Source organism: Pantoea sp. Cy-640, from assembly GCF_011752635.1.
Lineage (GTDB): Bacteria > Pseudomonadota > Gammaproteobacteria > Enterobacterales > Enterobacteriaceae > Pantoea > Pantoea dispersa.
Window position 1 is genome coordinate 326950 of the sequence record NZ_VWXB01000003.1, and the last position, 23777, is coordinate 350726.

Sequence of the window (23777 nt, forward strand, 5' to 3'; positions counted from 1 at the left end):
CTGCGTCAATTCACCCCAGTCACTTACTGATGTAAGCTCCTGGGGATTCATTTCCTTGCCGCCTTGCTGCAACCTGAATTATTTCGGGGAATATTGAGCGCAATATTCCTTAATCCTGGCCTGTCAGGGTAATTCCGGCGGCTGCCACTCTTCGACTTCAATCAATACCAGCAGCGCGGCGTCGCCGCCAAACAGTTTGGGTGCCTGGTGAAACGCCATCACGTGCGGATGCTGTGCCAGCCACAGCGGGGTTTGCTGCTTGAGAATGTGCTTGCCGTGGCCGGTCATCACGCTGGCACAGAAAATATGCTCGCGGCGGCAGGCGGCAATCAGCGCGCCGAGTTCCTGTTTGGCCTGAAGCTGGGTTAACCCGTGCAGATCGAGAAAAATCTCTGGCGTGTAATCGCCACGCCGTAATTTTTTCAGCTCGTAATGGCTGACGTCGGCGCGTACGTAGCGCGTCGGCCCGTCGCTGGAGAGCAGGGGCTGAAACTCATCGGAGAAATAATGGCTGTTATCGGCCTGCTCAGACAGCAGCCGCTTCAGCGGCACTTCACGGCTTTTCACTGCCGGTTTGTGCACGATCGTATCCTGTTTCAGCTGGCGCGTACCGCTCATTAGCTGGCGGAACAGCGCCTGGTCGTCCTGGCTTAGCGGCGTCTTTTTACTCATGTCTCAGTGAATCATCAGAAATGGCGGGTGTCTGGCCGTTACCTTACCGCTAAGCGTCAACAAATGTCAGCTTTTTCACCTCGCTGCGCTGAATTCTGCCCGGCTTCATGGCACACTATCGGCCGATTGATTTTATGGCCTGCGGAGGGCTACGTGGACAAGATTTTCGTCGATGAGGCAGTGAACGAACTGCACACCATTCAGGATATGCTGCGCTGGGCAGTAAGCCGCTTTTCGGCGGCGGGCATCTGGTACGGCCACGGCACGGACAATCCCTGGGACGAAGCGGTCCAACTGGTGCTGCCGACGCTGTGGCTGCCGCTGGATATTCCGGAAGACATGCGCCACGCGCGCCTGACCGCCAGCGAACGTCACCGCATCGTAGAACGCGTAATCCGTCGCGTTAACGAGCGCATTCCGGTGGCCTATCTCACCAACAAAGCCTGGTTCTGCGGCCATGAATTCTACGTCGATGAGCGCGTGCTGGTGCCGCGTTCACCAATTGGCGAGCTGATCGAAAACCGCTTTGCCGGCCTGATCGACGGCGCGCCACGCCACATTCTCGATATGTGCACCGGCAGCGGCTGCATCGCCATCGCCTGTGCGTACGCCTTCCCGGAAGCGGAAGTGGATGCGGTCGATATCTCCACCGACGCGCTGGCCGTGGCTGAACAGAATATCGAAGAGCACGGTCTGCTGCATCACGTCACGCCGATTCGCGCCGACCTGTTCCGCAATCTGCCGCAGGTTAAATATGACCTGATCGTCACCAATCCACCGTACGTCGATGCCGAAGACATGGACGACCTGCCGAACGAATATCGCCACGAGCCGGAGCTCGGCCTCGCCGCGGGCAGCGACGGCCTGAAGCTGGTGCGCCGCATCCTGGCTTGCGCGCCGGACTACCTCAGCGAGCAGGGCGTGCTGATTTGCGAAGTCGGTAACAGCATGGTGCATATGATGGAGCAGTATCCGGACGTGCCTTTTACCTGGCTGGAATTTGATAACGGCGGTGACGGCGTGTTCATGCTGACGCGCGATCAAATCGTCGCGGCGCAGTCGCACTTCTCATTCTATAAAGACTAAAAATCGGGGCGAGCGCTCGCCCGCAACATCGCAACAAGGAACCCCCATGGCCGGAAACAGCATCGGACAACTTTTTCGCGTTACCACCTTTGGCGAGTCGCACGGTATTGCGCTTGGCTGCATTGTTGATGGTGTGCCGCCCGGCATCCCGCTGACCGAAGCCGATATTCAGCACGATCTCGATCGTCGTCGTCCCGGCACTTCGCGCTATACCACCCAGCGCCGCGAGCCGGATCAGGTGAAGATTTTGTCCGGCGTGTTTGAAGGCGTCACCACCGGCACCTCCATCGGTCTGCTGATTGAAAACACCGACCAGCGTTCGCAGGATTACAGCGCGATTAAAGATCTGTTCCGTCCCGGCCATGCGGATTACACCTACGAACAGAAATATGGCCTGCGCGACTATCGCGGCGGCGGCCGGTCCTCGGCCCGCGAAACCGCCATGCGCGTGGCGGCCGGTGCCATTGCTAAAAAGTATCTGCAGATGAAGCACGGTATCGTGGTGCGCGGCTATCTGGCGCAGATTGGCGACATCGCCTGCGAGCTGAAAGACTGGAGTATCGTGGAAGATAACCCGTTTTTCTGCCCCGATGCCGACCAGCTCGATGCACTGGACGAACTGATGCGCGCGCTGAAAAAAGAGGGTGACTCCATCGGTGCCAAAGTCACGGTGATGGCCGAAAATGTGCCGCCGGGCCTCGGTGAGCCGGTGTTCGATCGCCTTGACGCCGACCTGGCCCACGCGCTGATGAGCATCAACGCGGTGAAAGGCGTGGAGATCGGTGATGGTTTCGCGGTAATCAACCAGCGCGGCAGTCAGCACCGTGATGAAATCCGCAGCAACGGTTTTCAAAGCAACCATGCCGGTGGCATTCTCGGCGGGATCAGCAGCGGTCAGACCATCAGCGCCAACCTGGCGATGAAGCCCACTTCCAGCATCACCGTGCCGGGCAACACCATCACCCGCGACGGCGCGGAAGTGGAGATGATTACCAAAGGCCGTCACGATCCCTGTGTTGGCATCCGCGCGGTGCCGATCGCGGAAGCGATGATGGCTATTGTGCTGATGGATCACCTGCTGCGCCAGCGTGGGCAGAACGCTGACGTCAACAGCAGCGTCCCGCGCTGGTAAGCCGCATGATACGCCGCCTGCTTCTCTCCCTTGCCGCGCTGCTGTGCAGTGCGGTCAGCCTGGCTGCCACGCCGTGGCAGCAAATCCATCAACCGATTGCCGGCAGCCCGCAGTCCATCGGCAGCTTTGCCAACGGCTGTATCGTCGGGGCGCAGCAGCTGCCCCTCAACTCGCCTAACTATCAGGTGATGCGTCAGGATCAGCGCCGCTATTACGGCCACCCGGACCTGATCGCCTTTATCCAGCGCCTCAGCACCCAGGCACATCAGCTGCAGCTGGGCCAGGTGCTGATTGGTGATATGGGCATGGCCGCCGGCGGACGCTTTAGCAGCGGCCACGCCAGCCATCAGACCGGCCTCGACGTGGATATCTGGCTGCAGCTGCCGCAGAGCCGCTGGACGGCACAGCAGCTGCTGAAGCCGCAGCCGCTCGATCTGGTTGGGCCGGACGATCGCCAGGTCATCGCGCGGCACTGGCAGCCGCAGATCGACAGCCTGATCAAGCTGGCGGCGAAAGATGACGACGTCACGCGCATCTTCGTCAATCCGGCGATTAAAAAGCAGCTTTGTGCCGATGCCGGTAACGATCGTGCGTGGCTCAACAAAGTGCGACCGTGGTTCGCCCACCGGGCACACATGCACGTGCGCCTGCGCTGTCCGCCGGGCAGCCTGGAGTGTGAAGATCAGGCGCCACCGCCGCCGGGCGATGGCTGCGGCGCAGAGCTGGAAAGCTGGTTCCTGCCGAAGAAGCCGGGCACTACGCCGCCGGTGAAGAAGTCGCCGCCGCCGTTGCCGCCTTCCTGCCAGGCGTTACTTGATAAGCATCTACTGTAGGAACCTGAGATGGATCTGTTTGTTGTCAGCCCGATGGTACTTGGCGTGCTGTTTCTGGTCGCGGTGCTGGCGGCCTTTATTGATTCCATCGCCGGCGGTGGCGGTCTGCTGACCGTGCCGTCGCTGCTGGCGGCCGGTCTTTCGCCGGCGCAGGCGCTGGCGACCAACAAGCTGCAATCGGTCGGCGGCTCCTTCTCGGCCAGCCTCTATTTTGTGCGGCGCGGCGCGGTGAAACTGCGCGAGCAGCGGCTGAATATCGCCATGACCTTTCTCGGCGCGATTGGCGGAACGCTGCTGATTCAGCATATTCAGGCTGAGATACTGCGCCAGATACTGCCGCTGCTGCTGATCAGCATCGGGCTGTGGTTCCTGCTGATGCCACGTCTTGGCGAGGCCGATCGCGAGCAGCGCCTGCATGGCCTGGCGTTTGCGCTGGTCGGTGGCGGCTGCGTCGGCTTTTACGATGGCTTCTTCGGCCCGGGTGCCGGCTCGTTCTATGCGCTGGCCTTCGTCACGCTTTGCGGCTTCAATCTGGCCAAAGCCACCGCCCACGCCAAAATCCTAAATTTCACCTCCAACTTCGCCAGTCTGCTGTTCTTTATGTTCGGCGGCAAGGTGGTGTGGGGCACCGGCGTGATTATGCTGCTGGGGGCGTTTATTGGCGCACGCCTCGGCGCCAGGCTGGTGCTGAGCCGCGGTCAGAAGCTGATTCGCCCGATGGTGGTGACGGTGTCTGCCGTGATGAGCGCTAAGCTGTTGTGGGACAGCCACGGCAGTGTCATTCTCGCCTGGTTTGCCGCACTGTAATCCGCACTCGTCAAAACCGGCCGCCAGTGCGACAATGGCGGCGGTTTGTTTAAAGATTAAAATATTATGAGTAAAGAGCACCATTATCAGCAGCTGGTGGAGATTTTTGACGGCTGCTTTGCTGACGATTTTCAGACGCGTCTAATTAAAGGCGATGATGAACCTATTTATCTTCCAGCGGATGACACCTCACCGTGGCACCGCGTGGTGTTTGCCCATGGCTTTTACGCCAGCGCGCTGCACGAAATTTCGCACTGGTGCATTGCCGGTGAAGCGCGGCGTAAGCTGGTGGATTTTGGTTACTGGTACTGCCCGGACGGGCGCGATGCGCAAACGCAGGGCCAGTTTGAAGCGGTGGAGATTAAGCCGCAGGCGCTGGAGTGGCTGTTCTGTGTGGCAGCCGGCTTTCCCTTCAACGTCAGCTGTGACAATCTCGACGGCGATTGTGAACCGGATCGCATCGCGTTTCAGCGCAAGGTGCATGCGCAGGTGATGCATTATCTGCAGCACGGCATTCCGGCGCGTCCGGCGCGCTTTATTGATGCGTTAGCAAGCTATTATGGTACGCCTGCACTGACGGCGGCACAGTTTCCGTGGCCGGAAGATCTGTGAGCCGCACTCCGATAAATGAAGGATGATGAGAAGATGATCGTAGAATTCGAGTCCCGCATTCTGGCGCTGATTGACGATATGGTCGAACACGCCAGCGACGACGAACTGTTTGCCAGCGGTTATCTGCGTGGCCATCTGACGCTGGCAGTAGCGGAAATTGAGCAGAGCGGCGAACACACGCCGGAAGCGCTGCAGATTCAGGTCACCAACAGCCTGCAAAACGCCATCGCCGCCGGTGAGCTGTCGCCGCGCGACCAGGCGCTGGTGGTGGGCATGTGGGATAACCTGTTTACCCAGGCGCGCCTCACTGCCTGACTGGCCGGGGCGATCGCTCGCCCCGCGCTTTAGCGTCCTGCCTTTTTCCCTTTCAGCAATTTGCGCACCCAGTAACGGTTGGGATGCAGCGCCGCCAGCGTGCTGCTGTCCAGCGGCTGCGGCTCGCCACTCATTTGTGCCGCCAGCACTTCTGCTGCCAGCGGCGCGCTGCACAGTCCGCGCGACCCCAGTGCGCCGAGCACGAACAGGCCGGGATGCACCGGCGCGTCCGCAATCTGCTCGCCGCGCGCGCGCTGCGCCGGTAAATCCGCATACTCACTGAGCGTCGCCGCGTAATCCGGCACGCTGCCGCTCATCGGCAGGTGATCGCGCGTGGCGCAGCGCACGCCGCTGCGCGCTTCATCAGCGCTGACGTCAACCTGTGTCGGCCAGCTGACCTGCGGCAGACAGTTAATCAGCCGCTGGCGATTCTCCTGCTGATCGTCGGCGCGGAAAGCGGTTGCCGTCTCACCGCGATGGTAGCTGGCACCAATGCAGTGCGTGGCAAAGTTCGGGCTGACCGGGGTGAGATAGCCGTCGTAACACAGCACGGTGCGCAGCGGGTTCAGCGCCGCGTTGGTCGGCACATGGCTGACCTGACCGGCCACCGCATACACCGGCAAATCGCGGCTTTGCCCGATCGCCTGCAGCGCATGGCCGTTGGCCAGCACCACCTGCTGATGGCTTACCGCAGGCTGTTGGGCGAACTGCAGCGTCCAGCCTGCCTGCTGGCGGACCAGCTGCGTCACGCGATGCAGCCAGTGCATGCGCAGCCCCTGAGTCTGGGCATACTCCAGCAGATTGCTGGTGAGCTGTGACGGCGACAGCCAGCCGCCCTGTGGATAGAAAATGCCGCCGCAGTCGAGATCGACGCCGGCCAGCTGCTGAGCCTGCTGCGGGCTGACGCCGTGCGCCAGCTCGTGCGGCAGATCCATGCTCAGCATCTGCGCGATCTTCTCTGCGCTTTTGGCATCCCAGCCGAGCTGCAGCACGCCGCTCCACTGATGTTCGAACATCACCGGCAGCGCATCGTACAGGCGGCGGGCAAAGCTGAATGCCGCCGGGAAAAAAGTGGCGAGCGCCGGATCGTGCTGGTTAAGCAGCGGATAGAGCGCGCCCTGACGGTTACCCGATGCGCCGAGCGCCGGGGCGGCATCGGTGCAGTACAGCGTAACCTGCCAGCCACGCCGCAGCAGCGCCAGCGCCAGCACCGCGCTGGCCACGCCGCCGCCAATCAGCGCCACCTCGCGGCTGGTGGCCTGCGGACGCGCATACCACGGCTGAGCCGCTAGCTGCCCAGGGGCGCTGTCCAGCACGCCGGTCAGCATTTCACGCTTGTGGCCGAAGCCTTTGCGTTTCGCCACGCTGAAGCCGGCCTGCTGTAAGCCCCGCCGCACAAAGCCCGCCGAGGTAAAGGTGGCGAAGGTGCCGCCGGGACGCGCCAGCCGCGCCATGGCGGCGAACAGCGAAGGCGTCCACATCTCCGGGTTTTTCGCCGGCGCGAAGCCATCTAAAAACCACGCGTCAACCTGGCCGTTGAGGCTGTCATCAAAAGTATCAATCAGCGCGTTAATATCACCCAGCCACAGATCCAGCGTCACCTCGCCGCCATTGAACAGCAGGCGCTGACAGCCGGGCAGGGCCAGCGGCCACTGCTGCTGTAGCTGTCCGGCCCACGGGGCCAGTTCCGGCCAGTGCGCGTGCGCGCTCACCAGATCGGCGTGGGTCAGCGGGTATTTTTCGCAGCTGATGAAGTGCAGGCGGCGCAAGCCGGCTTGCGGATGGGCGGCGCGGAAGCGATCGAACGCCTGCCACAGGGTAAGAAAGTTGAGTCCGGTGCCAAAACCGCTCTCGGCAACGATGAACAGATCGCGCGGATGTGCGGCAAATCGCTGCGGAAGATGGTTACCGTCGAGGAACACATAGCGCGTCTCCTCCAGTCCGTTGTCGTTGGAGAAATAGACGTCGTCGAACGCTCGGGAAACAGGTGTACCCTGATCGTTCCAGTTTAATTGCGCGTGTTCAACCGGGGATAACTTCACGGGAAAGGCTCATTTTTCAGGCAGTGGCGCGATTTTAGCGAGTGGCGTCACATGACGCAAATTTACAAAAGGAAATGGCTGATCGGACTTGTTCGGCGTACAACTGTAAGCTAGAGTGCACGTCAATCCAAAAGAAGTGGAATGAGGACTATTGAATGAAACGTGCAGTGATTACTGGCCTGGGTATCGTTTCCAGTATTGGTAATAACCAGCAGGAAGTGCTGGCTTCCCTGCGTGAAGGCCGTTCCGGAATCACTTTCTCCGAAGAGATGAAAGATGCCGGCATGCGCAGCCATGTATGGGGTAACGTCAAACTGGACACTAACGGGCTCATCGATCGCAAAATCGTGCGTTTCATGAGTGATGCCTCAATCTATGCCTATCTGTCGATGGCAGAAGCAATCAAAGATTCCGGCCTGACCGATGAGCAGTACCAGAACAACCCGCGTGTTGGTCTGATTGCCGGTTCCGGTGGCGGTTCCCCGCGTTATCAGGTGTTCGGTGCCGACGCGATGCGTGGCCCGCGCGGCCTGAAAGGCGTTGGCCCGTACGTAGTGACCAAAGCGATGGCGTCCGGCGTCTCTGCCTGCCTGGCCACGCCGTTCAAAATCCACGGCGTCAACTACTCCATCAGCTCGGCGTGCGCGACGTCAGCACACTGCATCGGCAACGCGGTGGAGCAGATTCAGCTGGGCAAACAGGATGTGGTATTTGCTGGCGGCGGCGAAGAGCTGAGCTGGGAAATGGCCTGTGAGTTCGACGCCATGGGCGCGCTCTCGACGAAGTACAACGAAACCCCGGAAAAAGCGTCGCGTACTTACGATGCCAGCCGTGACGGTTTCGTGATCGCCGGCGGCGGCGGTATGGTGGTAGTGGAAGAGCTGGAGCATGCGCTGGCGCGTGGTGCCCACATCTACGCTGAGATCGTCGGCTACGGCGCAACCTCTGACGGCGCTGACATGGTGGCACCGTCAGGCGAAGGCGCGGTGCGTTGCATGAAGATGGCGATGCAGGGTCTGGATACGCCAATCGACTACCTCAACACTCACGGCACGTCAACGCCAGTCGGCGACGTGAAAGAGCTGGGCGCGATTCGCGAAGTGTTTGGCGACAACACGCCATACATCTCTGCGACCAAAGCCATGACCGGTCACTCGCTGGGTGCGGCAGGTGTGCAGGAAGCGATTTACACTCTGCTGATGCTGGAGCACAGCTTCATCGCGCCAAGCATTAACGTGGAACAGCTGGATGACGCAGCGAAGGGCATGAACATTGTGACGCAGCCAACCGAAAAAGCGCTGACCACGGTGATGTCCAATAGCTTCGGCTTCGGTGGCACCAACGCCACGCTGACCCTGCGTAAATACCAGGCGTAACGCTTACGCTAATGCTCAAAGGCCGGTTAATCCGGCCTTTGTTGTTTTTGTCGCTGACGGATTCAGGTTGCCAGCAGCCTTACCAGCTTCGCGCAGGCGCGGTCAATTTCGCCGGGCGTCAACGCGGCAAAGCCGAGTATCCAGCCCTGCTGTTTCGATGCGCCGGCGTAAAGGGGTGACAGCGGCGGCAGCAGCAGACCGTCGGCCTGCGCCAGGTGTGTGAGCCGCGCCTCATCTCCCTGTAATAACTCAACCGTCAATTGCAACCCGCCTGTTGCCGGCAGCGGCCGCAGCCACGGCTGCAGATGCTGTTCCAGCTGCGCCAGCAGCCGATCGCGCCGGCTATGATAGAGCTGACGCATCAGCCGCAGGTGGCTGGCTAAATAGCCTTGCTGGATAAATTCGGCGGTGATCGCCTGCGGCAGCAGGGCGCTATGGCCGTCCAGTACGCTGCGCGCGCGACCCAGCGCCGTCACCAGCGCCGCGGGCACCACCATCCACGCCAGTCGCAGCGATGGAAACAGGGTTTTGGAAAAGGTCCCCAGGCTGATGACCCGGCTATCGGCTTCCATGCCCTGCAGCGCCGGCGCCGGGCGACCGTCATAGTGAAATTCACTGTCGTAGTCATCCTCGATCAGCCAGCTATCGTGCTGACGAGCCCACGCCAGCCACTGCAGCCGCCGCGCGAGGCTCATCGGTGTGCCGGTCGGATACTGGTGGCCGGGCGTCAGATACACCAGTTGCGCCCGGCCGCTGAGTGGCAGCGCGCCCTGATCGTCCAGCGGCATGGCACGGCAGCGGGCACCGGCGGCGAGAAAGGCGTTCCGTGCGCCACGGTAGCCCGGCTCCTCCAGCCACACTTCATCCTCTGCATCCAGAAACATCAGCGCCAGCAGCTGCAGCGCCTGCTGTGAACTGGTAAGCATGATGACCTGCTCAGCCGTACAGCGCACGCCGCGCGACAGCGCCAGATAATCCGCCACCGCCTGGCGCAGCGGCGCATAACCGAGCGGATCGCCATAGCCCATCACCTGGCTGCCCAGCGCGCGCTGTACGCTGTGGCTCAGCCGCTGCCACTGGCGGTGCGGAAACGCGCGCAGTTCCGGTGATCCGGCGGCAAAGGCAAGGGGAAAAGGGGGATCCTGGCAGCCACCGGTCGCCAGCACCTGCGTGCCGCGCTGCGAAAAGCGCGGTGCGCGCTGCGCTGTCGCCTTTTCCGCCGGTGGCGGCAGCGCGATGGCGACGAAGGTGCCGCGTCCGCTGTGCCGCTGCACGTAGCCTTCGCTCTCCAGCTGGCTGTAAGCGGCTTCGACCGTCACGCGTGACAGTGCCAGATCGGCAGCCAGCTGGCGGCTGGAGGGCAGCTTCTGCCCGAAGCGCAAATGGCCGCTGACAATGGCCTGGCGCAGCGTAGCGCACAGCCGCTGACGTAAGCCGCCCTGGGTCTGATGGCGAAACAGTGGCAAAAAGGCGTGGTGCATAATGGTCTTATCGTTACGGTCAAAGTGGTATCAGGATGCAGACCACTTTGCCGTACACTACAGGGACATCACAACAGGAGAATGCCATGTCAGCCGTTTTGTTTTATCCGCCCGCCAGCCCGCAGCACAGCGTGGCTTATTTGCAGCACAAACTCAGCTATTACACCGATGCCTGGGATCTGGCGGCGGATTTGGCGCAGGGCGTCACGCAGATTGTGGTGATTGATGCCCGCAGCCGCGACGCGTATCAGGCCGGACATATCTGCGGCGCGCTGTCGTTGCCGCATCGCGAAATGGATGCGGCCAGCACCGCGCGGCTCGATCGTCACCGCGTCTATGTGACTTACTGCGACGGCATCGGCTGCAACGGTTCGACCAAAGCGGCGCTAAAGCTGGCTGAGCTGGGGTTTCAGGTTAAAGAGCTGATTGGCGGGCTGGATTTCTGGAAGCGCGACGGCCACCCGATGGCGTGGGGCGCGGCGGCAGGCGAGTGGCCCGCCGCGGCACCCGCGGCGGAGTGCGGCTGCTGAGTGCGATGGCTTAACTACAGCAGCAGCCAGAGCAAAAAGAAGAACAGCGCCAGGCCGAGCACCAACGTCAGCGCCGGGCGCTGCGCCAGTGGACGCGGCAGAATTTCAACAAACGGTGCCCAGATTGGCTGCGGACGCAGCTCGCTGTCGGCCAGCGGCGTTTCGCTGTTGCGCTCGGCGCGGCGGCTGAACAGCAGCATCAGCAGATCCTGACTCTGCGCTGGCGTCAGCAACGTCTGCGGCGTGGCATGGAAGCGCTGCAGGCTGTAATCCTCCAGCATACGCTGCTCGTCGTGGCTCAGCGGCTGCTTCAGCGAGCTTTCCAGCAGCTGCAGCGTCGGCGCGCTGTGCTGGCTCAGCGTCTGGCGCACCTGTAGAAACTGCGTCAGCAGCGGGAAGTGGCGCGACGGAACCGGGTCGCCGCTCTTCAGATTGACCAGTTTCAGCGTGTCGGCCAGCACTTTTACCGGCGATTCCCCGGTCGCGGCGGCAAGGCGCGTGACCTGCTGGTTGAGCGCCTGCTGTTCGGCCGGTAACAGGGTGCGATCGGTGGTGCGCGTCTGCTGCGGCTGCGGGATAGCCATCTGGCCGTTCTGCAGCATGGTCAGCACCTGACGCAGCTGATCCTGGCTCAGCGCGCTTAACACCGTCTGGTTAAATTGCTGGCGGATAAAGTCGCTCACCGCCTGGCGATTGTTGCCCTGCGGCAGCTTTTCCAGCAACTGCTGCAACAGCTGACGCGTGGCGTGGCTGTTCTGCACCTGGGTCAGACGGCTGTTGAGATGCTGCTCCGCCGCCGGAAAGTGGCGCGACTGCAGTTCGGCATCATTTTTCACGCCCACTTCGTGGCGTATGCCAGCCCACAGTTCGGGCGCTTTCAGCGTGCTGAGTGACATGATACGGACGATCAGGCGTTCCAGCGTGGTGCGCTGGGCCGGGGAGAGCGGCTGGTCGCCCAGTGCCGCGCCGGGGCGGCCGGTGCCGTTAGCCGGGTTAACAGAGGAACGATCGCCCGCGGGCACACCGGGACCGCTGAGAGGTTGCATGGCGGAATCCTTGAAAACGAGTCAGATCCGGGTGCGCCGGAAAAACGATGGCACATGATAGCAAAAGCCCCCGGGAAATCCACGGGGGCGGCAGGGAGAAAAACAATAAGACACGGATTTATTCGGCGGCGGCCAGCTTCATGCGCTTGCGACGCCAGCGCTTCCACAGCAGCGGCACCACCAGCACGGCGACAGCCAGCACCAGCAGCACTTTACAGATCAGGCTTTCCCACAGAATTGGCAGGTTGCCGTTGCTGATTGACAGCGCGCGGCGCAGGTTCTGCTCCAGCATTTCGCCCAGCACAAAGCCGAGAATCAGCGGCGACATCGGGAAATCCATCTTACGCAGGATATAGCCGAAAATGCCCAGCCCGACCATCAGCAGCAGGTCAAACGTGGTGCTGTGCACCGCATACACGCCCACCGCCGAAATCGCGGCAATTGCCGGTACCAGGAACCACAGCGGAATGGTCAGCATGCGCGCAAAGATGTTGATCATCGGGATGTTCATGATCAGCAGCATCACGTTACCGATCAGCAGTGCGGCGATCAGCCCCCAGACAATGTCCGGCTGCTCGGTAAACATCGCCGGACCGGGCGTGATGTTATACAGCGTCAGCGCGCCGACCATCACCGCCGTGGTGCCGGAGCCGGGAATGCCCAGCGTCAGCATCGGGATAAACGATCCGCAGGCTGAGGCGTTGTTCGCGGCCTCCGGCGCTGCCACGCCGCGAATGTCACCCTTGCCAAACTGATCACTGCCGCTGATTTTCTTCTCACTCATATAGGCAATGGCGCTGGCGATGGTGGCACCGGCACCTGGCAGCACGCCGACAAAGAAGCCAATGAACGAGGCGCGCAGCGTCGCGCCGGTGGCCTGTGCCGCCTCTTTCATATTGAACAGCATGCGGCCGCTGGCGCGCACCATCTTCTGGCCGCTGCTGGTGGACTCCAGCATCAGCAGAATTTCGCTCACCGAGAACAGGCCGATGACCACCACCACAAACTGGATGCCGTCTGAGAGATGCACGCTGTCAAAGGTAAAGCGATAGACGCCGGTATTCGCATCGACGCCCACCGTCGCCATGCCGAGGCCAATCAGCGCAGCGAGGAACGACTTCAGCGGGTTGTGGCTCATCATGCTGCCGAGGCAGGCAATGGCGAACACCATCAGCGCGAAATACTCTGCCGGACCAAACGCCAGCGACCAGTTGGCGAGGATTGGCGCAAACAGAATGATGCCGATGATGGCAATGGTCGAGCCGATAAACGAGCTGACCGCCGAGATCGACAGCGCCACGCCGGCTTTACCCTGCTGCGCCATCGGATAGCCATCCAGCGCCGTCATGATCGCCCCGGCATCCCCCGGCACGTTGAGCAGAATCGACGAGATGCGCCCGCCATATTCGCACCCGATATACACCGTTGCCAGCAGGATCAGCGCGGATTCCGCCGGTAAGTGCAGCGCAAACGCCAGCGGCATCAGAATTGCGACGCCGTTAATCGGCCCCAGCCCCGGCAGCAGGCCGACGATGGTGCCGATAAAGCAGCCTATCAGGGCAATCATCAGGTTTTCCGGCGTCATGGCGACGGCGAAGCCCTGCATCAGAAAAGACCAGGTATCCATAAGTGACTCCCGTTAGCTCAGCCAGCTGCCGAAGGGCAGGGTGACATCCAGCAGATGATCGAAGGCGTAGAACAGTGAAATGCCCATTACCGCGCCGGAGAGCGCCGCCGCCCACCAGCGCGCACCAAACAGCATGCCGATGCCAAAGGTCAGCAGCGTGGTACACAGGGCAAAACCAAGACGCTCAAACAGCCAGCCGTAGACAATCAGCATCACGCACAGCGCCAGCAGCTTTTTCAGCGTCGAGGCCACCGGCCACTGCACGCTGTCCGGCTTGCGCAGCAGCATCATCACCGCGCAGATCGCCATCAGCCCGAGCAGCAGCAGCGGGAAAGGGCGCGGGCCAACCGGCTCGTAGCTGTACTCGCTCTGAATCTGCCAGCCGATAAACAGTCCGGCGAGGCACAGCACCAGCCAGACGGCAGCAAAAATACGATCGCTCATGTGCGCCTCCGTTATTTCGCCAGGCCGAAGGATTTCGCCTGTTCGCGATAGTCAGCCACCTGTTTTTTCACGTAAGCGTCCAGCTCGCTCCCGAACAGGTTGAACTCAAACAGACCGCGCAGATCGCGCTGCTGCTGAAACTCTTTGGTGGTGACCAGTTTTTTAAACGCCTGTTCCCACCACTGATAATCGGCGTCGCTGACTTTAGGGCCGAGGTAATAGCCGCGAATGATCGGCCACTCGACGTTAAAGCCCTGCTCTTTGGCGGTCGGGATGTCAGCCAGTTCGCCCGGCAAACGTTTATCGCTCATCACGGCGAGCACGCGCATCTTGCCGCTTTGCAGATGGGGCACCATTTCGCTCATGTCGCCTGATACCACCTGGATGTGATTGCCAAGCAGCGCGGTGACCGGTTCGCCGCCGCCTTCGAACGCCACATAGCGCATTTTGCGCGGATCGATACCGGCTTCCCGCGCCAGCAGCGCCGTTTTCATCCAGTCCTGGCTGCCGATGGAGGCGCCGGCACCAACCACCACTTTGGTCGGATCGTTCTTCATCGCCGCCAGCAACTCGCCCAGCGTTTTCCACGGTGCATCGGCACGCACCGCCACCATGCCGTAATCGGTGCCGACGGCCGCCAGCCACTTCACATCATCCACCGAATAACGGCCAAACTTGCCCTGCGACAGGTTCAGCAGCGACCCGCCGGAGAAGGCCACCAGCGTGCCTGCTTCGGCGGGCCGCTGCGCAATGATGGCGTTATAGGCCACGGCACCGACGCCACCGGGCATGTAGGTTACGCGCATCGGCGTGGTGATCTGCCCGGTTTCCTGCAGCGAAACCTGGATCAGTTTACAGGTCAGATCAAAACCGCCGCCGGGTTTGGCCGGGGCGATACATTCGGTCCGCTCGGGTGCTGCGGCCTGAGCCGCCGCGAGGGAAAAAGCCAGCAGGGTTGTGGCAAAGGCGGTGCGCATTGTTTTTTTCATCTGTCGCTCCATTGTTTCTTCCAGAGTGTGATTGCCACCGAACATTCGGGGTTGCTGAATTGTTAAAACAGCAACCTTTCATTTACCTTTCAGCCATCGGCAAAACTAACAGGATGTGATATGCGTCTCTTACTGGTGGAAGATACCGTGGAGCTGGCCAACTGGCTGCAGAAAGCGCTGACGCAAAAAGGCTTCGCCGTGGACTGGGTGGCCGACGGGGTGGCGGCGGACCATGTGCTGCAAAGCGAAGACTATGCGCTGGTGGTGCTGGACGTGTCGCTGCCGCGGCTCGATGGCCTGGCGGTGCTGGCGCGCCTGCGCCGGCGTGGGCAACACGTGCCGGTGTTGCTGCTGACCGCACAGAGCGCGCTGCAGCAGCGCGTGCAGGGACTGAATGCCGGCGCCGATGATTACCTCACTAAACCGTTTGAGCTGGACGAGCTGGACGCGCGGCTGCGCGCGCTGCTGCGCCGCAGCCAGGGCCAGGCAACGCAGACGCAAAGCCTTGGCCAGCTGGAGCGCGATGCGGAAGGCTATTTCCTGCTGAATCACAAACCGCTGCCGCTGACGCCGCGCGAGGCCAGCGTGCTGTCGACGCTGATGCAGCGCCCGGGTCGGCCGGTGTCGCGCCAGCATCTGTACGAGCAGACCTTCACGCTGGCGGATGAGGCCAGCCCGGAGAGCATTGAGCTGTATGTGCATCGGGTACGCAAAAAGCTGGCGGGTAGTGACGTGGCAATCGTTACGCTGCGCGGGCTCGGTTACAGCCTCGAGGTTCAGCCGTGCGACTGATTCACTCGCTGCGCGGCGAATTGCTGGCATGGCTGGGGGTGCCGCTGCTGCTGCTGTGGGGATTGTCGGTCTACACCCACTATCAGAGCGCGCTGCAGGCGGCAAATCAGGCCTACGATCGCTCGCTGCTGGCCTCGGCGCGCACCGTGGCCGAGCGGCTGGTGGTACGTCATCAGCGGCTGGAGGTAGATGTGCCGTGGGTGGTGCTGGACAGCTTTGAGCGCAACATGAACGATCAGCTGTTCTACCAGGTGATTTCGCCTGAAGGGCACACGCTGTCCGGCTACCCTGATTTACCGCTGGTGCCGGGCAACGCGCCGCTGTCCGATGTCTATCCGGCGCTGGTGCATTTCTACGATGCGCACTACCGCAAGCAGCCGATTCGCGTGGCCGCGCTGTGGCAGCCGGTGAACGAGGAAGGCGTGCAGGGCATGGCGCTGGTGCTGGTGGCGGAAACGCTTAACTCACGCCACGCCTTTGCCGACAGTCTGCTGCGCACCGCGCTGATCAGCCAGAGTTTTCTGGTGCTGATCACGCTGCTGCTGGCCGGGCTGCTGCTGCGTAAAGTGCTGCGCCCGCTGCGCCGGCTGTCGCGCATGATGCTGCGCCGTGCGCCGGGCGAACTGACGCCGCTGCCGTCGCTGCTGCCGTGGTCCGAACTGCAGCCGCTGATCGTCGCCTTCAACCGCCATCTGGAGCGGCTGCGCGGTCTGCTGGCACGGCAGGAACGCTTTAGCGCCGATGTATCGCACCAGCTGCGCACGCCGCTCACCATCCTGAAAACCCAGGTTGGCGTCGCGCTCAGCAGTGACGATCCGCAGCAGTGGCGCGAAAGCCTGGAGGGCATGCGCCACACGCTGGACGACACCGTTCAGCTCACCGATCGTCTGCTACAGCTGGCGCAAATCAAGGCACGCCACGGCGAAGACAAGCCTTTCAGTGAGGTCGACCTGAGCGATATCGTGCAGCAGGCCTGTTTCAGCGGTTATGCGGCGGCGCGGCGTAAACAGATCGACCTGGGCTTTGAAGAGCAGGCGGCGAGCCAGGTGCAGGGCGATGCGCTGTTGCTGGCCGAGCTGTGCGCCAATCTGCTGGATAACGCCATCAAATACACGCCACACGGCGGCACGGTGACCGCGCGGCTGCGGCAAAAGGTGCTGGAGATTGAAGACAGCGGGCCGGGCATCGCGGCGGATCAGCAGCGGCAGGCGCTGCAGCCGTTTGGCCGGCTCGATCACGCCAGCCAGCCCGGCGCGGGCATTGGACTGGCGCTGGTGCAGGATATCTGCGCCTGGCACGGCGCGCAGCTGCAGCTGGACCGCAGCCCGCAGCTGGGCGGCCTGCGGGTGACGGTCAGCTTTCGCTGATCGGCGGAGTCATCGCGCGCGCTTTACGCAGCGGGGTTTTCAGCCGCTGCGCCAGAATCACCCCGACCAGCGTCAGACCGCCGCCAATCCAGTGGTAAGCATGCAACTGTTCGTGCAGGAACAGCACGGCAATGATGGCGGTAAACACCGGCACCACGTTCATGAAAATACTGGTGGTGCTGGCGCCGAGGCGCTGCACGCCAAGGATCCACAGGAACGGCGCCACAATCGAGGCAAACAGCCCGGCGAACAGTACCAGCGGAATATTGTCGGCGTTCAGCGCCACCTCCGGCGCGTGCCAGAAGCCGGGCAGCAGCAACAGCACGCCGAAGAAGATTTGCACGTACAGGCTTTGCCACGTCGGCAGCGGAATCGCCCAACGCTTCGTCAGTACGCCGTACAGCGCGTAGGAAGTTGAGGCCGCCAGCATCATCAGCTCGCCGTTACCGAGGCGCTGGCTGAGCAGCTGCGCCGGGTTGCCGGCGCTCACCAGCCACACCAGCCCGGCAAACGACAGCAGGCCGCCAATCAGAATGCCGCGCGTCGGCGCAAGGCGCAGTACCACCAGGCTGAGCAGGATGGTCAGCAGCGGAATGGTGGCGCCGAGAATCCCCATCATCACCGCCGAAACGCTGTGTGCCGCATAATAGGCGAGGCTCTGGTACAGCACCATGCCGAGCAGGCCCAGCACCAGTAAGCGCCACAGCTGGGTTTTGATGGTGTGACGATGGCGCCATACGCCCGGCAGGCAGAACGGCGTGAGTACCAGCAGCGCCAGCAACCAGCGGTAAAAGGAGATGGCAGCAGGATCGATGCTGCCGGCAGAAAGCTTGCTGACGATGGTGTTGATCGACCAGATCAGCACTGCCACCAGCGGTAACAATAAGTTCATAGTACGGCTCCAAATGTAAATCGCGACTAGCTTACGTTTGACCGGTTTAAAGCAGATAGTTAAAATCGGACAAAATTCGTTAGTGACCGGACAGAATGAATCTTCAGGTTGAGTATCAGCCACCGCGCGACGCGCCGCTGCTGCGTTTTTTCATACGCTATGAGCAAACCAACGCCAAAACCGAATACCTGCCGCACCAGCACGACTGGGGCCAGGCGATATTTGTCACCAGCCACGTGCTGGAGATGGAAGTGGAGGGCGAGCGGCTGCTGACGCCGGCCGAAATGCCGATCTGGATCCCGCCGGGCCAGCGCCACAGCAGCTACAACCACTGTCAGGCGCAGTTTCGCACCTTCAACCTTGCCGCGGATTTATGCGCCGGCATGCCGGAGAAAGCCTGCCTGCTGAGCGTGGACGCCATCGTGCACGCCATCATGAATGATTTTGCCCGCCGCGCGCTGGAGCAGCCGCAGAGCGACGCCGACTGGCGGCTGTGCGAAGTGCTGATTGATCGGCTGCGTCTTGCACCGGTGAACACCAGCTATCTGCCGATGTCCGACGATAAATTCCTCGCACCGATTTTGCGCGCGCTGGAAGAGAACCCGGGTGATAACACCACGCTGGCACAATGGGCGAAGCGCGTGTTTACCACCGAGCGTACGCTGGCGCGGCGCTGTCAGCAGCAGCTGCAGATGTCATTCAGCGAGTGGCGCCAGCGTTTACGCTTTTTGCGCGCGATTGCGCTGCTGGAGCAGGGCTGCAGCGTGCAGGGCATCGCCCACGAGCTGGGTTACAGCTCCGCCTCCGCGCTGATCGTGATGTTTCAGCAGCAGGCGGGCACCACGCCGGATCGCTATCGCAGTCGGTTAGGTTAATCCCCGGCTTTGTGCCATGATATGCCCCGTTTATTTCAAGCAGACAGGACCGCCGCCGTGAAAATTCTCGTCGATGAAAATATGCCCTACGCCCGTGAACTGTTCAGCCGCACCGGAGAGGTGGTGGCGGTGCCGGGCCGCCCGCTGCCGGCAGCCGAACTGCAGGATGCCAGCGCGCTGATGGTGCGCTCCGTCACCAAAGTGGATGCCACACTGCTGGCCGGCACGCCGGTGAAGTTTGTCGGCACCGCCACTGCCGGCACCGATCATGTCGATGATGCCTCGCTGGCGGCGGCCGGTATCGGCTTCTCGGCCGCGCCGGGCTGTAACGCGATTGCGGTGGTGGAGTATGTGTTCTCCGCGCTGCTGCTGCTGGCCGAACGCGACGGCTTTGATCTGCGCGATCGCACCGTGGGCATCGTCGGCGTCGGTAACGTGGGCGGACGGCTGGCTAAACGCCTCGCCGCGTGGGGAGTAAAAACCCTGCTGTGCGATCCGCCGCGCGCCGATCGCGGCGATGACGAAGATTTCCACTCGCTCGATACGCTGGTAGCACAGGCCGATATCCTGACCTTTCACACGCCGCTGTTTAAGGACGGCCGCTACAAAAGCTGGCATCTGGCGGATGCCGCGCTGCTGATGGCGCTGCGCCCCAACACCATTCTGATCAATGCCTGCCGGGGTCCGGTGGTGGATAACGCCGCGCTGCTGGAGGTGCTCCGGTTGCGTAACGATCTCAGCGTGGTGCTGGATGTGTGGGAACCGGAGCCGGATCTCAACCTCGATCTGCTGGACAAGGTCGATATCGCCACCGCGCATATCGCCGGTTATACCCTTGAAGGGAAAGCGCGCGGCACCACCCAGGTGTTTGAGGCGTGGAGCGAATTTATTGGTCAGCCGCAGCAGGTGGCGCTGGACACGCTGCTGCCGCGCCCCGAGTTTGGCACCCTTACGCTGCACGGCAAGCTCGATCAGCCGACGCTGAAACGCCTGGTACATCTGGTGTATGATGTGCGCCGCGACGATGCGCCGCTGCGCAAAGTGGCCGCGCAGCCGGGCGAATTTGATCGCCTGCGCAAGCAGTATGTCGAGCGCCGCGAGTGGTCTTCGCTGCAGGTGATCTGTGATGAGGCGGAGAGCGCGGCGCTGCTCAATCAGCTTGGCTTCAGCGCCACGCTGCGGGCGAATCACTAATCTCTGATTTTTCTGAATTAATGGGCGATGCATGTCATCGCCTCTCTTTTTTATGTCATTGTCTGGAGTAAACCAACATGTCTGACGGCTGGAATATTGCGCTACTGGGCGCGACAGGCGCAGTAGGGAACGCTGTACTGGAACTGCTGGCGGAACGCCAGTTCCCGGTTGGTGAGTTATATCTGCTGGCGAGTGAAAACAGCGCCGGAGAGAGCGTGCGTTTTGATGGCCGCTCGCTGCGCGTGCAGGATGCGGCGGAATTTGACTGGTCGCAGGCGCAGCTGGCGTTCTTTACCGCCGGTCGCGAGGCGTCGGCGCGTTATGCCGAAGACGCCGCCAGCCAGGGTTGCCTGGTAATCGACAGCAGCGACCTGTTCGCGCTGGAGCCGGACGTGCCGCTGGTGGTGCCGGATGTCAATCCACAGGTGCTGGCGGATTACCGCAATCGCAACATCATTACCGTGGCCGATGCGCTGGTGAGCCAGCTGTTAAGCGCCATCAAACCGCTGGTGGATACCGCTGGTTTAGGCCGTCTGCAGGTGACCAACCTGGTGTCGGTCTCCAGCCACGGCAAAGCGGCGGTAGACGGCCTGGCCGGTGAGAGCGCGCGGCTGCTGAACGGCGTACCGGCCGATGAGCACTATTTTGGCCGCCAGCTGGCGTTCAACCTGCTGCCGCAGCAGGCGGACAGTGCCGGCAGCGTGGCGAGCGAGCGCCGGCTGGTCGATCAGGTGCGTAAAGTGCTGCAGGATGAAGGATTACCGATTGCGGTAAGCAGCGTGCAGGCGCCGGTGTTCTACGGCAACGCGCAGATCGTCTATATCGAAAACCTGCGGCCGCTGTCGGCGGAGGAAGCGCGTGACGAACTGGCGCGCGCCGACGATATCAGCCTGAGCGACGACGGTGATTACCCGACGCCGGTTAGCGACGCCTCCGGCAGCGAAACACTGAGCATCGGCAGCGTGCGCAACGACTACGGCATCCCGGAGCTGCTGCAGTTCTGGTCGGTGGCCGACAACATCCGCTTCGGCGGCGCGCTGATGGCGGTGAAAACTGCAGAGAAGCTGGTGCAGGAGTATCTGTATTAATGCTGGAAGACGCGACCCCGTTTAAGCTGGCGCTCGGCATTGAGTATGACGGCAGCCGTTACTACGGCTGGCAGCGCCAGAATGAAGTACGCAGCGTGCAGGAAAAGCTGGAAAAAGCGCTGGCGAAAGTGGCCAATCACCCGGTGAACGTGTTCTGCGCCGGACGCACCGACGCGGGCGTGCACGGCACCGGCCAGGTGGTGCATTTTGAGACCACCTCCTCGCGTGCCGACAGCGCCTGGACGCTGGGCGTGAACGCTAACCTGCCGGACGATATTGCGGTGCGCTGGGTGAAAGCGGTGCCGGAAAGCTTTCACGCGCGCTTCAGCGCTACCGCGCGCCGTTATCGCTACGTGATTTACAACCAGCGGCTGCGCCCGGCAATTCTCGGCAACGGCATTACCCATTTTTACCATCCGCTGGATGCGGAAAAGATGCACCGCGCCGCTCAGGCTTTACTGGGTGAGAACGATTTTACCTCGTTCCGTGCGGTGCAGTGCCAGTCGCGCACGCCGTGGCGCAACGTGATGCATCTCAACGTCACGCGCCTGGGGCCGTACGTGATTGTCGATATCAAAGCCAACGCCTTCGTGCATCACATGGTGCGCAATATCGTCGGCAGTCTGCTGGAGATTGGCTGCGGCAATCAGCCGGAAACGTGGATGGCCACGCTGCTGGCGGCAAAAGATCGCACGCTGGCGGCGGCAACGGCGAAAGCCGAAGGGCTGTATCTGGTGGCGGTGGATTACCCTGCTCAGTTTGCGTTACCTCAGCCTGCGCTGGGACCGTTGTTCCTCGCGGATTCATTTTAATCGGAAAGTGTCAGGGAGTTAGCTGTTATGGAGTTTATCCACTTTATCGTCGATTTCATTCTGCACATTGACGTGCATCTGGCCGAGCTGGTGGCGCAGTACGGCATCTGGATTTACGCCATTTTGTTCCTGATTCTGTTCTGTGAAACCGGGCTGGTGGTTACGCCGTTCCTGCCGGGTGATTCGCTGCTGTTCGTCGCCGGTGCGCTGGCGGCACTGCCGGGCAACGACCTCAACGTGCACCTGATGGTGACGCTGCTGGTGATTGCCGCGATCCTCGGCGACGCGGTTAACTACACCATTGGCCGGCTGTTTGGCGAGAAGCTGTTCAGCAACCCGAACTCGAAAATTTTCCGCCGCAGCTACCTCGACAAAACCCACGCGTTTTACGATCGCCACGGCGGCAAAACCATTATACTTGCGCGCTTTGTGCCAATCGTGCGAACCTTTGCCCCCTTTGTGGCGGGAATGGGACACATGTCTTATCGCCACTTCGCGCTCTTTAACGTGACAGGCGCGCTGCTGTGGGTCCTGCTATTCTCCTATGCCGGTTACCTGTTTGGTGACCTGCCAGTGGTGCAGGAAAACCTTAAGTTGCTGATTGTCGGCATCATCATTGTCTCGGTACTGCCAGGCGTGATTGAAGTGTGGCGTCACCGCCGCCAGGCGCGTCAGCACAAGTCGCAGTAAGCCTGTTACCAGATTTTTATCCACAGCGTGAACGGGTTGTGGTTTAATGAGCGACATTTACGGCCTGCTGAAGGTGATTTCAGCAGTAACGACAAGACTGGACCAGGTCAGCATTAAACAGAAAGGTCATCAATGAGCTGGATTGAACGCATACTGAATAAAAGCACTACCACGCCTTCGCGCAAAGCCAGCATCCCGGAAGGGGTGTGGACCAAATGCGATAGCTGTGGTCAGGTGCTGTACCGCGCCGAGCTGGAGCGCAACCTTGAAGTCTGCCCGAAGTGCGACCACCACATGCGTATGCACGCGCGCGAGCGTCTGCATAGCCTGATGGATGAAGGTTCGATGACAGAGCTGGGTAGCGAGCTGGAACCGAAAGACCTGCTCAAGTTCCGCGACTCGAAGAAGTACAAAGATCGTCTGGTTGCGGCACAGAAAGAGACCGGCGAGAAAGATGCGCTGGTGGTAATGAAAGGCCAGCTGCACGGTATGCCGGTGGTGGCCGCCGCGTTTGAGTTCTCCTTTATGGGCGGCTCAATGGGCTCGGTGGTCGGCGCCCGTTTCGTGCGTGCGGTTGAGCAGGCGCTGGAAGACAACTGCCCGCTGATCTGCTTCTCCGCCTCTGGCGGTGCGCGTATGCAGGAAGCGCTGCAGTCGCTGATGCAGATGGCGAAAACCAGTGCGGCGCTGGCAAAAATGCAGGAGCGCGGTCTGCCGTATATTTCGGTACTGACTGACCCGACCATGGGTGGCGTCTCCGCCAGCTTCGCGATGCTGGGCGATTTGAACGTCGCTGAGCCAAAAGCGCTGATCGGCTTTGCCGGCCCACGCGTAATTGAACAGACGGTACGTGAAAAGCTGCCGCCGGGCTTCCAGCGCAGTGAGTTCCTGATCGAAAAAGGCGCGATCGACATGATCATCCGTCGTCCGGAAATGCGCTTTAAGCTGGCCAGCCTGCTGGCGAAAATGATGAACCTGCCGGCACCGCTGCAGGATGGTGATCGCCCGACTGCGGCTGAGCCGGAGAGCAACGAAGCCTGACAGGCAACCGAAAGGCGCAGAGTGATGCGCCTTT

The 23777-nt window shown here is 61.5% G+C and carries 24 protein-coding genes; 16 read left to right on the plus strand and 8 right to left on the minus strand.

Translation table 11 applies throughout. The features are described 5' to 3' along the window. Positions 1 to 123: 123 nt before the first annotated feature. Positions 124 to 672 (minus strand): endonuclease SmrB, encoded by a 549-nt coding sequence (smrB, locus tag F3J36_RS10365; protein ID WP_021509156.1) that lies wholly within the window; start codon positions 670 to 672, stop codon positions 124 to 126. A 153-nt stretch (positions 673 to 825) separates the two neighbouring features. Between smrB and prmB the strand changes: the two genes are divergently transcribed. The 6 genes from prmB to F3J36_RS10395 all read left to right on the plus strand — a co-directional run bounded on the left by prmB (position 826) and on the right by F3J36_RS10395 (position 5457). Beyond that, positions 826 to 1758 (plus strand): 50S ribosomal protein L3 N(5)-glutamine methyltransferase, encoded by a 933-nt coding sequence (gene prmB, locus F3J36_RS10370; protein ID WP_021509157.1) that lies wholly within the window; start codon positions 826 to 828, stop codon positions 1756 to 1758. A gap of 46 nt (positions 1759 to 1804) precedes the next feature. Then, positions 1805 to 2890 carry a chorismate synthase gene (gene aroC / locus F3J36_RS10375; protein WP_058758410.1) on the plus strand — a complete coding sequence of 362 codons (1086 nt, stop codon included), beginning with the start codon at positions 1805 to 1807 and terminating at the stop codon, positions 2888 to 2890. A gap of 5 nt (positions 2891 to 2895) precedes the next feature. Beyond that, positions 2896 to 3723, plus strand: a complete 828-nt coding sequence (mepA, locus tag F3J36_RS10380) for a penicillin-insensitive murein endopeptidase (RefSeq protein WP_211072997.1) — start codon at positions 2896 to 2898, stop codon at positions 3721 to 3723. Positions 3724 to 3732: 9 nt separating this feature from the next. Then, on the plus strand, positions 3733 to 4530 hold the full coding sequence (locus tag F3J36_RS10385; protein ID WP_152390613.1) for a sulfite exporter TauE/SafE family protein: 798 nt from the start codon (positions 3733 to 3735) through the stop codon (positions 4528 to 4530). A gap of 66 nt (positions 4531 to 4596) precedes the next feature. Continuing rightward, positions 4597 to 5142, plus strand: a complete 546-nt coding sequence (locus F3J36_RS10390) for an elongation factor P hydroxylase (RefSeq protein WP_021509161.1) — start codon at positions 4597 to 4599, stop codon at positions 5140 to 5142. A 33-nt stretch (positions 5143 to 5175) separates the two neighbouring features. Further along, the gene (locus tag F3J36_RS10395) at positions 5176 to 5457 is read left to right on the plus strand and encodes a YfcL family protein (RefSeq protein ID WP_010617478.1); all 282 of its coding nucleotides are present in this window, start codon (positions 5176 to 5178) and stop codon (positions 5455 to 5457) included. Positions 5458 to 5486: 29 nt separating this feature from the next. On the opposite strand, the gene mnmC is transcribed toward F3J36_RS10395, so the two are convergent. Further along, entirely contained in the window at positions 5487 to 7499 is a 2013-nt protein-coding gene (mnmC, locus tag F3J36_RS10400; protein ID WP_166719634.1) for a bifunctional tRNA (5-methylaminomethyl-2-thiouridine)(34)-methyltransferase MnmD/FAD-dependent 5-carboxymethylaminomethyl-2-thiouridine(34) oxidoreductase MnmC, read from the minus strand. A 155-nt stretch (positions 7500 to 7654) separates the two neighbouring features. On the opposite strand from mnmC, the gene fabB reads away from it, so the two are divergent. Continuing rightward, positions 7655 to 8875, plus strand: coding sequence for a beta-ketoacyl-ACP synthase I (fabB, locus tag F3J36_RS10405; protein ID WP_021509164.1), 1221 nt, complete (start codon positions 7655 to 7657; stop codon positions 8873 to 8875). Between the two features lie 62 nt (positions 8876 to 8937). Here the strand turns inward: fabB and F3J36_RS10410 are convergent, their stop codons facing one another. Further along, complete coding sequence (locus F3J36_RS10410) at positions 8938 to 10356, minus strand: PLP-dependent aminotransferase family protein (RefSeq protein WP_166719635.1); 1419 nt, start codon at positions 10354 to 10356, stop codon at positions 8938 to 8940. Positions 10357 to 10442: 86 nt separating this feature from the next. Between F3J36_RS10410 and F3J36_RS10415 the strand changes: the two genes are divergently transcribed. After that, entirely contained in the window at positions 10443 to 10886 is a 444-nt protein-coding gene (locus tag F3J36_RS10415) for a rhodanese-like domain-containing protein (protein WP_058769886.1), read from the plus strand. Positions 10887 to 10900: 14 nt separating this feature from the next. Here the strand turns inward: F3J36_RS10415 and flk are convergent, their stop codons facing one another. The 4 genes from flk to F3J36_RS10435 all read right to left on the minus strand — a co-directional run bounded on the left by flk (position 10901) and on the right by F3J36_RS10435 (position 14980). Next, positions 10901 to 11932 carry a flagella biosynthesis regulator Flk gene (gene flk / locus F3J36_RS10420; protein WP_166719636.1) on the minus strand — a complete coding sequence of 344 codons (1032 nt, stop codon included), beginning with the start codon at positions 11930 to 11932 and terminating at the stop codon, positions 10901 to 10903. Between the two features lie 118 nt (positions 11933 to 12050). Continuing rightward, positions 12051 to 13559: a tripartite tricarboxylate transporter permease gene (locus tag F3J36_RS10425; protein WP_166719637.1), complete on the minus strand. Its 1509-nt coding sequence runs from the start codon at positions 13557 to 13559 to the stop codon at positions 12051 to 12053. A 12-nt stretch (positions 13560 to 13571) separates the two neighbouring features. Beyond that, positions 13572 to 14003, minus strand: a complete 432-nt coding sequence (locus tag F3J36_RS10430; protein ID WP_021509169.1) for a tripartite tricarboxylate transporter TctB family protein — start codon at positions 14001 to 14003, stop codon at positions 13572 to 13574. 11 nt (positions 14004 to 14014) lie between these two features. Then, positions 14015 to 14980 (minus strand): tripartite tricarboxylate transporter substrate binding protein, encoded by a 966-nt coding sequence (locus F3J36_RS10435; protein ID WP_241492952.1) that lies wholly within the window; start codon positions 14978 to 14980, stop codon positions 14015 to 14017. A 132-nt stretch (positions 14981 to 15112) separates the two neighbouring features. On the opposite strand from F3J36_RS10435, the gene tctD reads away from it, so the two are divergent. Together tctD and F3J36_RS10445 are read left to right on the plus strand one after the other, a co-directional pair. Continuing rightward, the gene (tctD, locus tag F3J36_RS10440) at positions 15113 to 15784 is read left to right on the plus strand and encodes a transcriptional regulator TctD (RefSeq protein WP_021509171.1); all 672 of its coding nucleotides are present in this window, start codon (positions 15113 to 15115) and stop codon (positions 15782 to 15784) included. Then, positions 15775 to 17151 carry a sensor histidine kinase gene (locus F3J36_RS10445; protein WP_166719638.1) on the plus strand — a complete coding sequence of 459 codons (1377 nt, stop codon included), beginning with the start codon at positions 15775 to 15777 and terminating at the stop codon, positions 17149 to 17151. The genes tctD and F3J36_RS10445 overlap by 10 nt, the downstream gene beginning before the upstream one ends. Here F3J36_RS10445 and F3J36_RS10450 read toward each other — a convergent pair. Next, positions 17138 to 18043 carry a DMT family transporter gene (locus tag F3J36_RS10450; protein ID WP_058775826.1) on the minus strand — a complete coding sequence of 302 codons (906 nt, stop codon included), beginning with the start codon at positions 18041 to 18043 and terminating at the stop codon, positions 17138 to 17140. The genes F3J36_RS10445 and F3J36_RS10450 overlap by 14 nt on opposite strands. A gap of 95 nt (positions 18044 to 18138) precedes the next feature. Here F3J36_RS10450 and F3J36_RS10455 point away from each other — a divergent pair, with 95 nt between their 5' ends. From F3J36_RS10455 to accD, 6 genes are all read left to right on the plus strand, one after another. Beyond that, positions 18139 to 18918 carry a helix-turn-helix domain-containing protein gene (locus F3J36_RS10455; protein WP_166719639.1) on the plus strand — a complete coding sequence of 260 codons (780 nt, stop codon included), beginning with the start codon at positions 18139 to 18141 and terminating at the stop codon, positions 18916 to 18918. Between the two features lie 57 nt (positions 18919 to 18975). Next, on the plus strand, positions 18976 to 20112 hold the full coding sequence (gene pdxB, locus F3J36_RS10460) for a 4-phosphoerythronate dehydrogenase PdxB (protein ID WP_166719640.1): 1137 nt from the start codon (positions 18976 to 18978) through the stop codon (positions 20110 to 20112). 77 nt (positions 20113 to 20189) lie between these two features. Continuing rightward, on the plus strand, positions 20190 to 21200 hold the full coding sequence (locus F3J36_RS10465) for an aspartate-semialdehyde dehydrogenase (RefSeq protein WP_088517060.1): 1011 nt from the start codon (positions 20190 to 20192) through the stop codon (positions 21198 to 21200). Continuing rightward, entirely contained in the window at positions 21200 to 22012 is an 813-nt protein-coding gene (gene truA, locus F3J36_RS10470) for a tRNA pseudouridine(38-40) synthase TruA (RefSeq protein WP_058758421.1), read from the plus strand. The genes F3J36_RS10465 and truA overlap by 1 nt, the downstream gene beginning before the upstream one ends. 27 nt (positions 22013 to 22039) lie before the next feature. Next, a complete protein-coding gene (locus tag F3J36_RS10475; protein ID WP_010617492.1) occupies positions 22040 to 22702 on the plus strand; it encodes a DedA family protein in 663 nt (220 codons plus the stop codon). Between the two features lie 132 nt (positions 22703 to 22834). After that, positions 22835 to 23743, plus strand: a complete 909-nt coding sequence (gene accD, locus F3J36_RS10480) for an acetyl-CoA carboxylase, carboxyltransferase subunit beta (RefSeq protein ID WP_021509178.1) — start codon at positions 22835 to 22837, stop codon at positions 23741 to 23743. Positions 23744 to 23777: the final 34 nt, after the last annotated feature.

Bases quoted from the DNA above. Each gene is read 5' to 3' on its own strand.
- F3J36_RS10410 (WP_166719635.1), bottom strand. From the start codon at position 10,356: ATGCACCACGCCTTTTTGCCACTGTTTCGCCATCAGACCCAGGGCGGC.
- tctD (WP_021509171.1), top strand. From the start codon at position 15,113: ATGCGTCTCTTACTGGTGGAAGATACCGTGGAGCTGGCCAACTGGCTG.
- F3J36_RS10395 (WP_010617478.1), top strand. From the start codon at position 5,176: ATGATCGTAGAATTCGAGTCCCGCATTCTGGCGCTGATTGACGATATG.
- F3J36_RS10415 (WP_058769886.1), top strand. From the start codon at position 10,443: ATGTCAGCCGTTTTGTTTTATCCGCCCGCCAGCCCGCAGCACAGCGTG.
- F3J36_RS10475 (WP_010617492.1), top strand. From the start codon at position 22,040: ATGGAGTTTATCCACTTTATCGTCGATTTCATTCTGCACATTGACGTG.
- F3J36_RS10390 (WP_021509161.1), top strand. From the start codon at position 4,597: ATGAGTAAAGAGCACCATTATCAGCAGCTGGTGGAGATTTTTGACGGC.
- F3J36_RS10425 (WP_166719637.1), bottom strand. From the start codon at position 13,559: ATGGATACCTGGTCTTTTCTGATGCAGGGCTTCGCCGTCGCCATGACG.
- F3J36_RS10430 (WP_021509169.1), bottom strand. From the start codon at position 14,003: ATGAGCGATCGTATTTTTGCTGCCGTCTGGCTGGTGCTGTGCCTCGCC.
- accD (WP_021509178.1), top strand. From the start codon at position 22,835: ATGAGCTGGATTGAACGCATACTGAATAAAAGCACTACCACGCCTTCG.
- F3J36_RS10435 (WP_241492952.1), bottom strand. From the start codon at position 14,980: ATGCGCACCGCCTTTGCCACAACCCTGCTGGCTTTTTCCCTCGCGGCG.
- truA (WP_058758421.1), top strand. From the start codon at position 21,200: ATGCTGGAAGACGCGACCCCGTTTAAGCTGGCGCTCGGCATTGAGTAT.
- fabB (WP_021509164.1), top strand. From the start codon at position 7,655: ATGAAACGTGCAGTGATTACTGGCCTGGGTATCGTTTCCAGTATTGGT.
- mepA (WP_211072997.1), top strand. From the start codon at position 2,896: ATGATACGCCGCCTGCTTCTCTCCCTTGCCGCGCTGCTGTGCAGTGCG.
- F3J36_RS10465 (WP_088517060.1), top strand. From the start codon at position 20,190: ATGTCTGACGGCTGGAATATTGCGCTACTGGGCGCGACAGGCGCAGTA.
- aroC (WP_058758410.1), top strand. From the start codon at position 1,805: ATGGCCGGAAACAGCATCGGACAACTTTTTCGCGTTACCACCTTTGGC.
- F3J36_RS10455 (WP_166719639.1), top strand. From the start codon at position 18,139: ATGAATCTTCAGGTTGAGTATCAGCCACCGCGCGACGCGCCGCTGCTG.
- flk (WP_166719636.1), bottom strand. From the start codon at position 11,932: ATGCAACCTCTCAGCGGTCCCGGTGTGCCCGCGGGCGATCGTTCCTCT.
- F3J36_RS10385 (WP_152390613.1), top strand. From the start codon at position 3,733: ATGGATCTGTTTGTTGTCAGCCCGATGGTACTTGGCGTGCTGTTTCTG.
- F3J36_RS10450 (WP_058775826.1), bottom strand. From the start codon at position 18,043: ATGAACTTATTGTTACCGCTGGTGGCAGTGCTGATCTGGTCGATCAAC.
- smrB (WP_021509156.1), bottom strand. From the start codon at position 672: ATGAGTAAAAAGACGCCGCTAAGCCAGGACGACCAGGCGCTGTTCCGC.